This window comes from Microbacterium sp. 71-23 (genome assembly GCF_001897265.1).
Lineage (GTDB): Bacteria > Actinomycetota > Actinomycetes > Actinomycetales > Microbacteriaceae > Microbacterium > Microbacterium ginsengisoli.
In genome coordinates, this window is record NZ_MKSL01000011.1 from 271,922 (window position 1) to 286,144 (window position 14,223).

At 72.5% G+C, this 14,223-nt stretch carries 11 protein-coding genes; 7 read left to right on the forward strand and 4 right to left on the reverse strand.

Annotation, left to right across the window (positions count from 1 at the left end; all coding sequences use genetic code 11):
* Nucleotides 1-32 precede the first annotated feature (32 nt).
* Both pth and mfd read left to right on the forward strand, forming a co-directional pair.
* Nucleotides 33-617, forward strand: coding sequence for an aminoacyl-tRNA hydrolase (gene pth, locus BGO15_RS03845; protein WP_056210117.1), 585 nt, complete (start codon nucleotides 33-35; stop codon nucleotides 615-617).
* 41 nt (nucleotides 618-658) lie between these two features.
* Complete coding sequence (gene mfd, locus BGO15_RS03850) at nucleotides 659-4,261, forward strand: transcription-repair coupling factor (RefSeq protein ID WP_056210116.1); 3,603 nt, start codon at nucleotides 659-661, stop codon at nucleotides 4,259-4,261.
* A gap of 46 nt (nucleotides 4,262-4,307) precedes the next feature.
* On the opposite strand, the gene BGO15_RS03855 is transcribed toward mfd, so the two are convergent.
* Nucleotides 4,308-4,670 carry a VOC family protein gene (locus BGO15_RS03855; RefSeq protein ID WP_056210368.1) on the reverse strand — a complete coding sequence of 121 codons (363 nt, stop codon included), beginning with the start codon at nucleotides 4,668-4,670 and terminating at the stop codon, nucleotides 4,308-4,310.
* 88 nt (nucleotides 4,671-4,758) lie between these two features.
* Between BGO15_RS03855 and BGO15_RS03860 the strand changes: the two genes are divergently transcribed.
* Nucleotides 4,759-5,358 carry a gamma carbonic anhydrase family protein gene (locus BGO15_RS03860; protein WP_045248734.1) on the forward strand — a complete coding sequence of 200 codons (600 nt, stop codon included), beginning with the start codon at nucleotides 4,759-4,761 and terminating at the stop codon, nucleotides 5,356-5,358.
* Between the two features lie 173 nt (nucleotides 5,359-5,531).
* Here the strand turns inward: BGO15_RS03860 and BGO15_RS03865 are convergent, their stop codons facing one another.
* A complete protein-coding gene (locus BGO15_RS03865; RefSeq protein WP_416361460.1) occupies nucleotides 5,532-8,135 on the reverse strand; it encodes a phosphoenolpyruvate carboxylase in 2,604 nt (867 codons plus the stop codon).
* A 204-nt stretch (nucleotides 8,136-8,339) separates the two neighbouring features.
* On the opposite strand from BGO15_RS03865, the gene BGO15_RS03870 reads away from it, so the two are divergent.
* Genes BGO15_RS03870 through BGO15_RS03885 form a run of 4 tightly spaced genes read left to right on the forward strand, consistent with a single transcriptional unit; the run spans nucleotide 8,340 to nucleotide 12,339 of the window.
* Complete coding sequence (locus BGO15_RS03870) at nucleotides 8,340-9,512, forward strand: Na+/H+ antiporter NhaA (protein ID WP_235557416.1); 1,173 nt, start codon at nucleotides 8,340-8,342, stop codon at nucleotides 9,510-9,512.
* Nucleotides 9,509-10,168, forward strand: a complete 660-nt coding sequence (locus BGO15_RS03875; protein WP_045248666.1) for a nucleoside triphosphate pyrophosphohydrolase — start codon at nucleotides 9,509-9,511, stop codon at nucleotides 10,166-10,168. The genes BGO15_RS03870 and BGO15_RS03875 overlap by 4 nt, the downstream gene beginning before the upstream one ends.
* A 33-nt stretch (nucleotides 10,169-10,201) precedes the next feature.
* Nucleotides 10,202-11,455 (forward strand): histidine--tRNA ligase, encoded by a 1,254-nt coding sequence (locus BGO15_RS03880; RefSeq protein WP_056210366.1) that lies wholly within the window; start codon nucleotides 10,202-10,204, stop codon nucleotides 11,453-11,455.
* A 44-nt stretch (nucleotides 11,456-11,499) separates the two neighbouring features.
* Nucleotides 11,500-12,339: an SGNH/GDSL hydrolase family protein gene (locus BGO15_RS03885; protein ID WP_056210110.1), complete on the forward strand. Its 840-nt coding sequence runs from the start codon at nucleotides 11,500-11,502 to the stop codon at nucleotides 12,337-12,339.
* Between the two features lie 32 nt (nucleotides 12,340-12,371).
* On the opposite strand, the gene BGO15_RS03890 is transcribed toward BGO15_RS03885, so the two are convergent.
* Nucleotides 12,372-13,628, reverse strand: a complete 1,257-nt coding sequence (locus BGO15_RS03890; protein ID WP_056210108.1) for an APC family permease — start codon at nucleotides 13,626-13,628, stop codon at nucleotides 12,372-12,374.
* Between the two features lie 99 nt (nucleotides 13,629-13,727).
* Nucleotides 13,728-14,198 (reverse strand): DUF4442 domain-containing protein, encoded by a 471-nt coding sequence (locus BGO15_RS03895; protein ID WP_156454751.1) that lies wholly within the window; start codon nucleotides 14,196-14,198, stop codon nucleotides 13,728-13,730.
* Nucleotides 14,199-14,223 lie beyond the last annotated feature (25 nt).

Genomic DNA, 14,223 nt, shown 5'->3' on the forward strand with positions numbered 1-14,223 from the left:
GGGGTGCGTCCCCGCTGCGAGAGGATGAGCGCATGGTCGACACCTGGCTCGTGATCGGACTCGGCAACCCCGGGCCGCGGTACGAGGCGACCCGCCACAACGTCGGCCAGATGGTCGTCGACGACCTCGCCCGCCGCCGCGGCGAGACCTTCAAGGCGCACAAGGCGAACGCGCGCGTCGTCGAGACGTGGCTGCGTCCCGGGGTAGCGAAGCTCGTGCTCGCGAAGTCCAACTCGTACATGAACACGTCGGGCGGACCCGTCGCCGCCCTGGCGAGGTTCTACGGCGTGCCGGCGGAGCGAGTCGTCGTCGTGCACGACGAGCTCGACATCCCCTTCGACACCCTCAAGCTCAAGGTCGGCGGCGGCCACGGCGGTCACAACGGCGTGCGCGACATCGCCAAAGCGCTCGGCACGCCCGAGTTCCCCCGGGTGCGCGTCGGCATCGGGCGGCCCGTCGGCCGCCAGGATCCGGCCGACTGGGTGCTCGACCCGTTCTCGTCGGCCGAGCGCACGACGCTGCCGATCCTCGTCGGCGATGCGGCCGACGCCGTCGAGCAGCTCGTCGACGAGGGTCTGATCGCCGCCCAGCAGCGCTGGCACGCCCCGCGCGACTGAGACCGCGACCGGATGTCCCGGGCTCGCCGTAGGATCTTCGGGTGACAGTTCCCGGGATCGTTCGCGCCCTCGTACCGTCCGAGACGTTCGCCGGCGCCCTCCGTTCGGCGACGACAGACACCGACTTCTCCGTCGTCGACGGACTCGACGCCCCCCTCATCGCCGGCCTCCTCGAGAAGCGCCGCGAGCAGGGGGCGCCCGCGGTGGTGCTCGTCGTCGCGCCGACCGGTCGCCGCGCCGAGGCGCTCGGCACGGCCCTCGATGCGCTCGTGCCGGGCGCCGAGGTGCATCACTTCCCGGCATGGGAGACGCTGCCCCACGAGCGGCTGAGCCCCAGCGCGGAGACCGTGGGGCGTCGCCTCGACGTGCTCCGCCGGGTGGCCGCGTGGGACGGCACCCATCCGCTCGTCGTCACGGCATCGGTGCGCGGCGCGGTGCAGCCGCTCGCTGCCGGCCTCACCGATCTCGAACCGATCCGGCTCGTCACCGGCGGGCGCGGCTACGACCTCGCCGCGGTCAGCCTCGGTCTCGTCGAGCGCGCCTACCACCGGGTCGACATGGTGTCCCGACGCGGCGAGTTCGCGGTGCGCGGCGGCATCCTCGACGTCTTCCCGCCGGTCGCCGACCACCCGTCGCGCGTGGAGTTCTTCGGCGACGAGGTCGATCAGATCCGTGCGTTCTCGGTCGCCGACCAGCGGTCGCTGCCGGGCGAGATCACCGAGGTCGAACTGGTCGCGAGCCGGGAGCTGCTCCTCACCGCGGACGTGCGGGCGCGCGCCGCGCTCCTCGCCGAGCAGTTGCCGGGCCTGCAGACGATGCTCGCCCGCATGGCCGAGGGAGTGCCGACCGAGGGGATGGAGTCGCTGACTCCCGCGCTCGTCGACGACCTCGTCACCCTCGTCGATTACCTGCCCGAGCGCACCGCCGTCGCGCTCGTCGACCCCGAGCGGGCCGTCACCCGTGCGATCACGCTCGCCGAGACGAACCGCGAGTTCCTCGACGCCGCGTGGAACGCCGCGGTCGCCGGCGCGTCGACCCCTGTCGACCTCGGCGCGGGCGACTTCGTGTCGCTCCCGCACCTGCACGAGCGTGCCCGTGAGCGCGGGGGCGTCTGGTACACCCTGTCGGCGTTCGACTCCGGCGAGGCGGATGCCGCGGCCGAAGGCCTCGTCGAGGCATCCGGGTCGCACGTGGAGCGGGTGGCGGCATCCGCCGTGCCGTCGTTCGCGGGTAACGTCGACGGCGCGATCGCGCACGTCGCGGCCCTCGTGCAGGACGGGTGGAAGGTCGTCGTCACGGCGTCCGGTCCGGGGCTCGCCGACCGCGCACGCGACGTGCTCGCCGACCGCGGTGTCGCGGCGCGCCGCGTCGACGCGGTGCACGAGGCACCCGAAGCAGGGGTCGCGCTCGTCGTCGCCGCCGTGCTCGAGCGGGGGTTCGAGGCATCCGGTGCCCGTCTCGCCGTGCTCACCGAGACCGAGTTCTACGGGCGCACGATCGGCGGCGACGGCCGGGTCGTCAAGAAGCTCGCCTCGCGCCGGCGCAACGTCGTCGATCCGCTGCAGCTCAAGCCTGGCGACGTCGTCGTGCACTCCACGCACGGCATCGGCAAGTTCGTCGAGCTGACCCAGCGCGAGGTCTCCAGCGGCGGGCGCAACCCGGTCAAGAGCATGCGCGAATACCTCGTGCTCGAATATGCGCCCACCAAGCGCGGCTACCCGGGTGACAAGCTCTTCGTTCCCACCGACCAGCTCGACCAGCTCAGCCGCTACGTCGGGGGTGAGGCGCCGGTGCTCTCCAAGATGGGCGGCAGTGACTGGGCCGCGGCCAAGGGCAAGGCTCGCAAGGCGGTGCGCGACATCGCGGTCGAGCTCGTGAAGCTGTACTCCGCCCGGATGGCCGCCAAGGGGCACGCGTTCGGCCCCGACACCCCGTGGCAGCGTGAGCTCGAAGAGGCGTTCCCGTTCGCCGAGACCCCCGACCAGCTGCAGACGATCGACGAGATCAAGGCCGACATGGAGAAGCCGATCCCGATGGACCGGCTGCTCTCGGGCGACGTCGGCTTCGGGAAGACCGAGGTCGCCGTGAGGGCGGCGTTCAAGGCGATTCAGGACGGCAAGCAGGTCGCGATGCTCGTGCCGACCACCCTGCTCGTGAAGCAGCACCTCGAGACCTTCACCGAGCGGTTCGCGGGCTTCCCCGTGAAGGTGCGGCCCCTGTCGCGCTTCCAGAGCGACAAGGAGGCCCGCGACACCCTCAACGGCCTCACCGACGGCACCGTCGACATGGTGATCGGCACGCACCGCATCCTCACCGAGAAGGTCGTCTTCAACGACCTCGGGCTCATGATCATCGACGAGGAGCAGCGGTTCGGCGTCGAGCACAAGGACGCGCTCAAGAAGCTCAAGACCAACGTCGACATCCTCGCGATGAGCGCCACCCCCATCCCGCGCACCCTCGAGATGGCGGTGACCGGCATCCGCGAGATGTCGACCCTCGCGACCCCGCCCGAGGACCGCCACCCGATCCTCTCGTTCGTCGGCCCCCGCAACGACAAGCAGATCGCCGCAGCGATCCGCCGCGAGCTGCTGCGCGAGGGCCAGGTGTTCTACGTGCACAACCGGGTGCAGTCGATCCAGCGGGTCGCCGCGCAGCTCGGCGAGCTCGTCCCCGAGGCGCGCATCGTCGTCGCCCACGGGCAGATGGGCGAGCACCAGCTCGAGCAGGTCGTCGACGACTTCTGGGAGCGCCGCGCCGACGTGCTCGTCTCGACGACCATCATCGAGACCGGCCTCGACATCTCCAACGCCAACACGATCATCATCGACCGCGCCGACAAGTACGGACTCTCGCAGCTGCACCAGCTGCGCGGCCGCGTCGGCCGTGGTCGTGAGCGCGCGTACGCCTACTTCCTCTACGACGAGCTCAAGCCGCTCAGCGAGACGGCAGCCGACCGGCTCGAGACGATCTCGGTGAACAACGACCTGGGCTCGGGCATGCAGGTCGCGTTGAAGGACCTCGAGATCCGCGGCGCCGGCAACCTCCTCGGCGCCGAGCAGGCCGGCCACATCGCCGGCGTCGGCTTCGACCTGTATCTGCGCATGATCGGCGAGGCCGTCTCGGCGTTCCGCGGTGAGGAGACCGAAGGTCCGACCGAGCTGCGTCTGGAGTTGCCCGTGCAGGCGCGCATCCCCGAGAGCTACATCGACAGCGAGCGGCTGCGTCTCGAGGCCTATCAGAAGCTGTCGGCGGCGGCCGCGGCATCCGCGAAGCCCGATGCCATCGACCTCGTCATCGACGAGCTGCGCGACCGCTACGGCGAGCCGCCCGCCGACGTCGAGGGGCTGCTGCGGGTCGCGCGGTTGCGCCGCCGCGCGGCACAGGCCGGGCTCGCCGACGTCGTCGCGATGGGTCCGAACCTGCGCGTCGCGCCGGCGCACCTCCCCGATTCGCTGCGCGTGCGGATGCAGCGGCTCTACCCGAAGGCGAAGCTCGTCGCCTCCGGGGAGGCGCTCGTCGTGCCGTTGCCGGGCGACGGAGACCCGGTGTCGGACACCGACCTGGTGGCGTGGGTCGGCCAGCTGCTCGACGCGCTCTTCCCGGTCTCCGAGCCGGCGTCCGCGGCGGCCGACGCATCCGCCTGAGACCGGCGCGGCCCAGCGGCGTCGACAGCCCTGCTGCCCGACGCGGTCAGTCGCGCGGCGCCGTGTCGATCACGCAGAACCGGGTGCCCTCCGGATCCTCCATCACGATGTAGTCGGCGTCGTCGGGCCGCCCCGCCCACGGCACGACACGGGCGCCCAGGTCCTCGAGCCGCGCGACCTCGGCGGCCTGGTCGTCGGCGTAGAGGTCGAGATGGATGCGCGGCGGCAGTGCGCGCTCGCTAGGCAGTTGGTCGAGCCCGACGTTCGGGCCCCGGCCGTCGGCCGAGCGCAGCAGCACGAAGTCCGTATCGACCGCTTCTCGCACGGTGTAGTCGAGCGCCGCAGACCAGAACGCGACCTGCGCCTCGAGGTCGGTGACGCGGATGACGACGGATCCGAGGGTGAGCATGGCGGCAGTGTCGCACACCCGTGCCGGGAGCGGCGGCGGGGTGGCGGCATCCGTCTCGCTGAGTACGCTGACGATCGAGGAGCACACCATGCGCTACGCACATCTCGGCCGCGAGCCCCGTATCGATCCGACCGCCGTCGTGGCGCCGACCGCGGTGATCAGCGGCGACGTGACGATCGGGCCCGACTGTCAGATCCTGCACGGCGCGGTCATCACCGCGGAGGGCGGTCCGATCACCCTCGGCCGCAGTGTCATCGTGATGGAGAACGCCCTCGTGCGCGCGAGCGCCACTCATCCCGTGCACATCGGAGACCACACGCTCGTCGGACCGATGGCGAGCATCTCGGGTGCGACGGTGGGCGACGAGGTGTTCCTCGCGACGGGCGTGCGGGTGTTCAACGGTGCGCGCATCGGCGACCGGAGCGAGGTGCGCATCAACGCGGTCGTGCACCTGCGCACGGTGCTCCCCGAGCGCAGCGTCGTGCCGATCTCGTGGGTCGCGGTGGGTGACCCGGCGATCGTCGTCTCACCCGACAAGCACGACGAGATCTGGGCGCGCCAGCAGGAGCTCGACTTCCCCGGCTACGTGTTCGGGCTCGACCGCGACACCCCCGACCTCATGGTGCAGCTCACCGAGCGCTACGGGCGCTCGCTCGCGCGGCACGCGGACGACACCCCGGTCGACTGAGCGGATGCCGCACCCCGGCGCCGATGCGCCGGAGCCGGGCGCGCGGGAGCCGGGCATGCCAGGCCGGGCGCGCCGGAGCACCGCGCGCCGGGGCAGGTCATCGCGTGTGCGCAGGACGCTACGGCGCGCATCGACCTGTTCTCGCGGGCGCTCCTGTTCTCGCGAGCCGGGACTCAGCCGGTGTTCTGCAGGCCCGCCGCGACGCCCGAGACCGACAGCAACAGCAGGCGCTGGAGCTCGGGGTCGGCCGGCACCTCGTCGGGCGCGTCGCGCAGTGCCCGCAGGGCGCGCAGCTGCAGCAGTGACAGCGCGTCGACGTACGGGCTCCGCAGCTTCACCGCCCGCTGCAGCACCGGCTTGTTCGAGAGCAGTCCGTCGCCGCCGGCGATGCGCACCACCCACGAGCGGGTGAGGGCCATCTCGTCGATCACCAGCTGCGCGAGATCGTCGCGGTCGCCGAGCTCCAGGTAGCGGCGCGCGATGCGGTCGTCGGCCTTCGCGAGACTCATCGCGACGTTGTCGATCATCGCGCGCAGCAGCGGCCACTCGCGGTACGCCTCCTGCAGCAGCGCGAGGTCGCCGACCGTCTCGAGGGCGGTGCCGAGCCCGAACCAGCCGGCCAGGTTGATGCGGGCCTGCGTCCACGCGAACACCCACGGGATGGCGCGCAGGTCTTCGAGCGACTCGACCGACAGCCCGCGGCGGGCGGGACGCGACCCGAGCGCGAGCAGGCCCACCTCCTCCATCGGGGTGACCGTCGCGAACCACGGTGCGAAGCCGGGCGCCTTGACGAGCTCGAAGAACCGCGCCCGCGAGGCGTCCTCCATGCGCTGTGCCACGTCGGCGAAGCGCTCGGCGGCCGCACGGTTGCGCTGCTCGTTCGAGGGGGCGGAGGCGGTGAGGATGGCGGCGGCCACCTGGTCGATGTGACGCATCGCGATCGCCGGGTCGCCGTAGCGCGCGAAGATCACCTCGCCCTGCTCGGTGAGCTTGAAGCGGCCGTCGACCGAGTGCGGGGGCTGGGCGAGGATCGCCGAGTTCGCCGGTCCGCCGCCGCGGCCGAGCGCACCGCCGCGGCCGTGGAACAGGGTCAGCTCGATCTCGCTGCGCTGCGCCCAGTCGGCGATCTGCGCCTGCGCCTCGTAGAGCGCGAGGTTCGCGGCGACGGGGCCGACATCCTTCGACGAGTCGGAGTAGCCGAGCATGACCTCGAGGCGGCGTCCGGTCTCGGCCAGACGGGCCGCGAAGGCGGGGTGCTCGACGATCTCCGCGAGGATCGCGGGGGCGGCCTGCAGGTCGGCGAACGTCTCGAAGAGAGGGATCACATCGAGAACGGGCGGGGTGCCGTCGGGGCCGACAGCGTAACGCGCGAGCCGGTGCACGGCGGCGAGGTCGTCGGCCGATCGGGTGAACGAGACGATGTAGCGGCCCGCGGCGCGCGGACCGAAGCGCTTCTGCACGTAGGAGATCGTGCGGTAGACCTCGAGCACCTCCTCGGTCAGCTCGCTGCGCTCACCGCCCGCGTCGAGCTCGGCGAGCACCTTCGCGTGCACGGCCGAGTGCTGGCGCACCTCGAGCTCGGCGAGGTGGAACCCGAAGGTCTGCACCTGCCAGACGAGCTGCTGCAGGTGACCGTAGGCCTGGCGCGGGGCGCCGGCCGCGACGAGCGAGGACTGCACGGTGAGCAGGTCCGCGAGCAGGTGCTCGGGATCGGCGTAGGCGAGGTCGGCGTCGCGCTCGCGCGTCGCCGTGATCTTGCGGGCGATGAGCAGCACGGCCTGACGGTGCGGCTCGCCGGGCGAGCGCTTCACGACGTCGGCGGCCCCCTCGTCGTCGGCGCTGAGCAGCCGCTCGGTGAGAGCGGTGAGGGCCGGGGTCGGCGGGGTGGTGGCGGCATCCAGAGTCAGTCCGCGGCCGATGCGGGCGGAGGCCCGCTCGAGTCCGCGCAGCACGTGCTCGCTGGCGATGCCTGCGGCGCGCTTGGTGACCTTCGCGGTCACGAACGGGTTGCCGTCGCGGTCGCCGCCGACCCAGGTGCCGATGCGCACGAACGGGCGCACGACGGGCTCGCGGGCACCGGCGGCCTCGCCCTGCAGGGCGTCGTCGATGCGGCGGTAGACGTGCGGCACGGCGGTGAACAGCGTCTCGTCGAAGACGGCCATCACCGAGCGCACCTCGTCGACCGGCGACGGCTTCTCCTGGCGAAGCGGCGCCGTGCGCCACAGCGTGTCGACCTCTTCGAGCATGCGACGCTCGGCGCGGCGCTGTGCGGGGCCGCCGTCCTCGGCGGCGTCGTAGTCGTCGAGCAGACCCGACAGGCGGCGGATGCTGGTCGAGATCGCCCGGCGCCGCGCCTCGGTGGGGTGGGCGGTGAACACCGGGTGGAAGCGCATCTGGTGCAGACGCTGCAGCGCGGTGTCGTCGCCGACCTCGCCGGCGAGGCGTTCGAGCGCGACGGTCACCGAGTCGGCCGCCTCCTCGTCGCGGGCGGCGCGCTGACGCAGCACGCGCACGCGCTGGTGCTCCTCGGCGAGGTTCACGAGATGGAAGTAGCAGGTGAACGCGCGGGCGACCTCGTCGGCGCGGGCGACGGTGAACCCGTCGGCGATCTGCGCGGCCCGCTCGAATGCGGCATCCGTCTCGTCGGTGTAGGCCTGGATGGTCGCGACGCGCAGCCGTTCGACGTCGTCGAACAGGCCCGGGGAACCGCTCTCGCGCAGCACGCGCCCGAGGATTCCGCCGAGCAGTCGCACGTCGCCGCGCATCTGCTCGGGCATCCCATGACTGGCCTCGTAGCGGCCGACGAGATCGATGGCTTCGGTGGGGGTGGGATCCTGCACGCCTCCACGGTAGTCCCGCTCGTGTTACTGGATTGTCACGGCGGGGCGGCCGCGCCGTCGCGGCTAGAATGGTCGGAGGAGTGCCGGGAAGTCTGGTCGGCCCGTCGAGTATGTCGCCGCCGGCATGCACGAGATCGACGGATGCCGCCCCTGACCCTGGAGTGTCCCGTGCACGTGCTGCGTTCCGCCCGTCTTCCCGCCCTGTTGTTGCTGCTCGCCGCGATCGCCGGCCTCGTCGTCGCGGCGACCCCCGCCGGCCCCGCCGTCATCGCCGCACGCGACGCGCATCTCGCCGTCGCCGGCATCGATCTGTCGGTGGGGCATTGGATCACCGACGGTCTGCTGGCACTGTTCTTCTTCGTCGTCGCGGTGGAGCTGCGGCACGAGCTGACCGTCGGATCGCTGCGCAGCCCCCGCGCCGTGCTCGTGCCGGCGATCGCCGCGCTCGGCGGCGTGGTCGTGCCGATCGCGCTCTACCTCGTGATCGCGAACGGCACCCCGTCGGCGTCGGGCTGGCCGATCCCGACGGCTACCGACATCGCGTTCGCGCTCGGCGTGCTCGCCGTCGTCGGCCGCGGGCTGCCGTCCGGGGTGCGGGTGTTCCTGCTGGCACTGGCGATCCTCGACGACATCGTCGGCATCGTGCTGATCGCGGTCGTGTTCACCGCGGACATCGACTTCGTGGCGCTGGCGGCCGCGCTGGCGCTGACGGTCGCCTTCGGGGCGCTGTCGCTGCTGCTGCGTGGTCGGGCCCGCGTGCCAGTCGCCGTGCTGATGGTGGTGGTGGCCATCGCGGTATGGGTGCTCGTCCACGAGTCGGGCGTGCACGCGACGATCGCGGGCGTGCTGCTGGGGCTCGCGATCGCGCCGGGTGCCGGGGCGCGTGCGCGGCACGCGCTCGAGCCGTGGGTCAACGTGATCGTGCTGCCGCTGTTCGCGTTCGCCTCCGCTCTGATGCCGATTCCGCAGGTGTCGCCGGCCGCGTTCGCGCCGGCGTTCTGGGGCACCGTGCTGGCGCTCCCGGTGGGCAAGTTCGTCGGGGTGATCGCCTTCGGGTCGCTGGCGATGGCACTGTTCTCACGAGGCTCCCGTCCACTCGCGTTCGGCGACCTCGCCGCGGCGGGGGCGCTCAGTGGCATCGGGTTCACCGTGTCCCTGCTGATGTCGGAGCTGGCGTTCGCGGGCGCGGCGGATCTGCGCGACCAGGCGATCCTCGGCGTGCTGGGCGGATCGGCGATCTCGTTGCTCGCGGCGGTGGTGCTCGTGTCGCTGCGCGCCCGGCGCTACCGTCGGGTGCGGGAGGCGGCGGCATGACGGACGACGGGATGACGCGGGCGATCGAGGCGATGCGCGCGGTGCGGGACGAGTGCGTCTGGACGCAGCAGATCGACCACCGCGACCTGGTGCCCTATCTCGTCGAGGAGTCGAGCGAGCTCGTCGACGCCGTGGAGTCCGGCACCCGCGCCGACCTGCGAGAGGAACTCGGCGACGTGCTCTGGCAGGTGCTGTTCCATGCCGAGATCGCCTCGCGGGACCCCGACGATCCGTTCGACGTGCAGGATGTGGCATCCGATCTCGCCGACAAGATGATCCGCCGGCACCCGCACGTCTTCGGCGGCGAGAGCGCCCGCACCCCCGAGGAGGTGCTCGTGCTGTGGACCGCCGCGAAGGCAGCCGAGAAGCGCGAGCGCACCAGCGTGCTCGACGGCATCCCGGCGGGCCTGCCGGCGCTCGCCCGCGCCCAGAAGGTGCTCGGCAAGGCCGCTCAGGTGGGGCTGGTGCCCGCGATGACGGATGCCGCGGCCCCGACCGACGAGGCGCAGCTGGGCGACGCGCTGCTCGCCCTCGTCGTCGCCGCCCGCGCGGCGGGTATCGATGCGGAGCGGGCGCTCCGGGAGCGGGTGCGGGGCGTGGAGTCGGCGGTGCGCGCGGCGGAGGCCGCGGCGCGCGGCGGCGACCTGGAACAATAGACCCCCGTGGCACAGGTCAACCCGCCGCGCGGCATGCGCGATTTCCTCCCTCAGGACAAGGCTCGGCGCGAGCGCGTGCTCGCCGTCATCCGCGAGCGCTACCGCGCGCACGGGTTCGACGAGATCGAGACGCCGGTGGTCGAGGACTACGACCGGCTGCACGCCGGCATCGGCGGCGACAACGAGAAGCTCGCATTCAACGTGCTCAAGCGCGGCCTCGACGCCGAGGCGATCATCGCCGCCGCCGACGACCCGGCGGCCCTCAGCGACCTCGGGCTGCGGTATGACCTGACGGTGCCGCTCGCCCGGTTCTACGCGACGCACCGCGCGGAGCTCCCGACGGTGTTCCGGTCGCTGCAGATCGCGCCGGTGTGGCGCGCGGAGCGCCCGCAGAAGGGGCGCTACCGACAGTTCGTGCAGTGCGACATCGACATCATCGGCGACGGCTCGGCGCGCGCCGAGGCCGAGCTGATGGTCGCGAGCCTCGATGCGCTCGACGCGCTCGGACTCGAGGGCGGCGTCATCCGCGTGAACGACCGGCGGGCCCTCGACGGCATGCTCGACGTGTTCGGCTTCGCCGCGGAGGAGCGACCCGGCGTCCTGATCACGATCGACAAGCTCGACAAGATCGGCATCGACGGCGTCGCCGCCGAGTTGCGCGAGCGTGGAGCGACGCCCGCGGCCGCCGACGCCTTCGAGGCGTTCGGTCGTCGGCCGACGCCCGAAGCCGACCTGCCGTTCGGTGAGGCGCAGATTCGCGCGGCCCTGCCCGAGGGTATCGATGACGCGGTGGTCGCCGGACTCGTGGCGCTCGGCGATGCGGTCGCGGCCGCCCGGGGCGGCGAGGTGCCGCTCGCGTTCGACCCGTTCCTGGTGCGAGGCATGGGCTACTACACCGGCACGATCTTCGAGCTCGCCCACCCGAGCGTCGGCTACTCGCTCGGCGGCGGCGGCCGTTATGACGGCATGATCGGCAGGTTCCTCGGCCAGAGCGTGCCGGCGGTCGGCTTCTCGATCGGCTTCGAGCGCATCGTCGACCTCGTCGCCGACGGGGTGGATGCCGCATCCCGCACGCTCGTGCTGGTGCACGACGCCGACGTTCCGGTCGGCGAGCTCGTCGCCCACAAGGCCGCGCTCATCGCGACCGGCGCCCGGGTGCGCCTCGAGCGCCGCACCAAGAACCTCACCGCACTGCTCGCGCGCTCGGCGGCCGACGGCTACGGCGAGTTCACGACGGTCTCAGCGGGTGCCGACACAGCCGCACTCGAGTTCAAGCCGCTGGCCTGAGCCGCGTTCATCCCGGGTTCACCTCGGCGAGGTGCAATCGCGGCATGAGGGGTCTGCGCACCGCCGCCGTCATCGGCGCCTCGACGCTCGTCGGAGCCGCCGCGGCGGTGTTCTCGATGCGGGAGCTGCTGCGACGTCAGGCCGCCATCGCCCGGCGACGCATCGGCAAGCCGTTGGGGGAGGACGCCCTCGACGCCGACCGTGTCTGGCGGGCGAAGCTCGACGGCGACCCGGTCGAGCTGCTCGTGCTCGGCGACTCGATCGCGGCGGGGTTGGGAGTCACCAGGCGCAAGGACACCCCCGGTGCGCGAATCTCCAAGGGCATCGCCGAGACGCTCGGGCGCCCCGTGCGCCTGGTGACCGCGGCGAAGGTCGGGTCGGAGTCGTCGGCGCTTGCGGCGCAGCTCAACGCCCTCCCCGCACGCTACGCTCCGGATGTCGCGATCATCATCGTCGGCGGCAACGACGTCACTCATCGTGTCCCCGTGACCGTCGCCGCCGCCCATCTGCGCGCCGCCGTCGAGCGTCTGCGCGAGCGGGGTGTCGCCGTCGTCGTCGGGACGTGCCCCGACCTCGGCGCGCTGCGTCCGGTGCCGCAGCCGCTGCGCTCACTCGGCTCACGGCAGTCGCGCCAGCTGGCCGACGCTCAGGCCGAGGCGGCGCTCGCCGCCGGCGCGCACGTCGTGTCGCTCCGACGTGTCGTCGGGCCCTTCTTCATCTCGCAGCCCGACGAGATGTTCAGCCTCGACCGGTTCCACCCGAGCGCGCTCGGCTACCGGCGCACCGCCGACGCGCTGCTGCCGTCGGTGCTGCTCGCCCTGGGAGGCGACGGGCCCGTGCCCGACGGGCACGCGGTGCCTGCGGCATCCGCTCTCGCCCTCTGAGGGGCCGCGGCGACCCGCACGCACGCAGCGGGCTATCCCGCGCTGCGTGCCCGGTCGATGCGCAGGCGGATGCCGCGTGCCGCGAGTCCGATCGCGAGCACGACGGCGCCGGCGACGACGGAGGCCCACGGGAGGGAGGCGGCGAGCACGAGGCATCCGATCGCCCCGATGATCTGGAGTGCACGGGGGTACCGGCGGGCGTCGCCGTGCTGACGGAACGCCGCGAGGTTGGCGACGAGGTAGTACAGCAGCACGCCGAACGAGGAGAATCCGATCGCGCCGCGAAGGTCCACCAGCGCGACCGCGCCGATCACGACTACACCGACGGCGAGCTCGGCCCGGTAGGGCACACGGTGGCGCGCGCCGATCGCGGCGAGTGCGGCGGGGAGGTCCCGCTCGCGGGCCATGGCGAGCGTCGTGCGGCCGATCCCCGCGACCAGTGCGAGCAGCGCACCGAGGGACGCCGCCGCCGCCGAGACTCGCACCACCGGGTTCGCCCACGTCCATCCGGCGGCGTGCGCGACGTCGGCGAGCGGCGCACTCGACGCCGCCGTCGCGGACGCTCCCAGCACCACCACGGTGAGCGTGCCGACGATCGCGTAGACGATGAGGGCCGCCGCGAAGGCGATCGTGATCGCCCGCGGGATCGTGCGGGTGGGATCCCGCACCTCCTCGCCCATTGTGGCAATGCGCGCGTACCCTGCGAAGGCGAAGAACAGCAGGCCGGCCGACTGCAGCACCCCGTAGGCGTCGACCGGGGCCGCGCTGCCGAGGCCCGCCCAGGTCGACGATGAGCTCGCGCCGGCGGCCGTGACGACGGCGAGTCCGAGGAGCGAGACGACGACGATCGCCTTGGTGAGCGCGGCGGTGCGGGTCACGCCGAGCAGGTTGACGCCGACGAGCACGGCGACAGCCACGACCGCGACCGGGCGCTCCCATCCCGCAGGCGCTGCATACGCGGCGAACGTGATGGCCATCGCGGCCGCGCTCGCGAGCTTGCCGATGACGAAGCACCACCCGGCGGCGAATCCCCACCACTCACCGAGCTCGGCGCGCCCGTAGGCGTAGGTGCCGCCCGAGGTCGGATACGTCGCCGCGAGCTGGGCGGACGAGGTGGCGTTGCCGTACGCCACGACGGCCGCGAGCGCGAGGCCGGCGAGCAGCCACGGGCCGGCGGCAGCCGCGGCCGGCGCCCAGACCGAGAACACGCCGGCGCCGATCATCGACCCGAGGCCGATCGCGACGGCATCGCCGAGGCCGAGCCGGCGGGCGAGGGAGGGCGAGGTCACGCGCGAATCGTAGTCGGCGGGCGTGAACGCTCCGGTGCCCCGACGCGCGGACGCCGCGCGACCGGTCGTCGCCCCTGGCGGCATCGGCTCGCCCGGCGGTCAGCCCACCGCGACCCGGTCGCGGCGCTTCTCGCGCACATAGACCTCGCGACGCACCCTCGCGACGATGTCGCCCGTGGCATCCGTGATCTCCGTCTCGAACCACTCGAGCACCTTCGCGCCGCCGCGGGCGCGCTCGCGCAGCTCTTCGGCCCTCTCCCGCGGCACCTCGAACCGGGCCGTGAGCACGCCGCGGCCGGGCTTGACGAACTCGATCTCGCCGCGCGTGTCCCACACGACGTAGTCGCGGCCGAGCTGATGCATGACGAGCATGAAGTAGTACGGATCGGTCATGGCCGACATGGCACCGCCGAACGCGACGCCGACGATGTTGCGGGTGAGCAGCGTCACCCGCAATTGCACGACGCAGTGCGTGAAGTCGGGGGCGATCTCGCGCACGCGGATGCCGTTGCAGAGATTCGGGATCCACAGGCTCATGCCGATCGCGAGCTGCCGGGGGGAGTAGGCCACGGATCGAGTGTGGCCTTCGCCACTC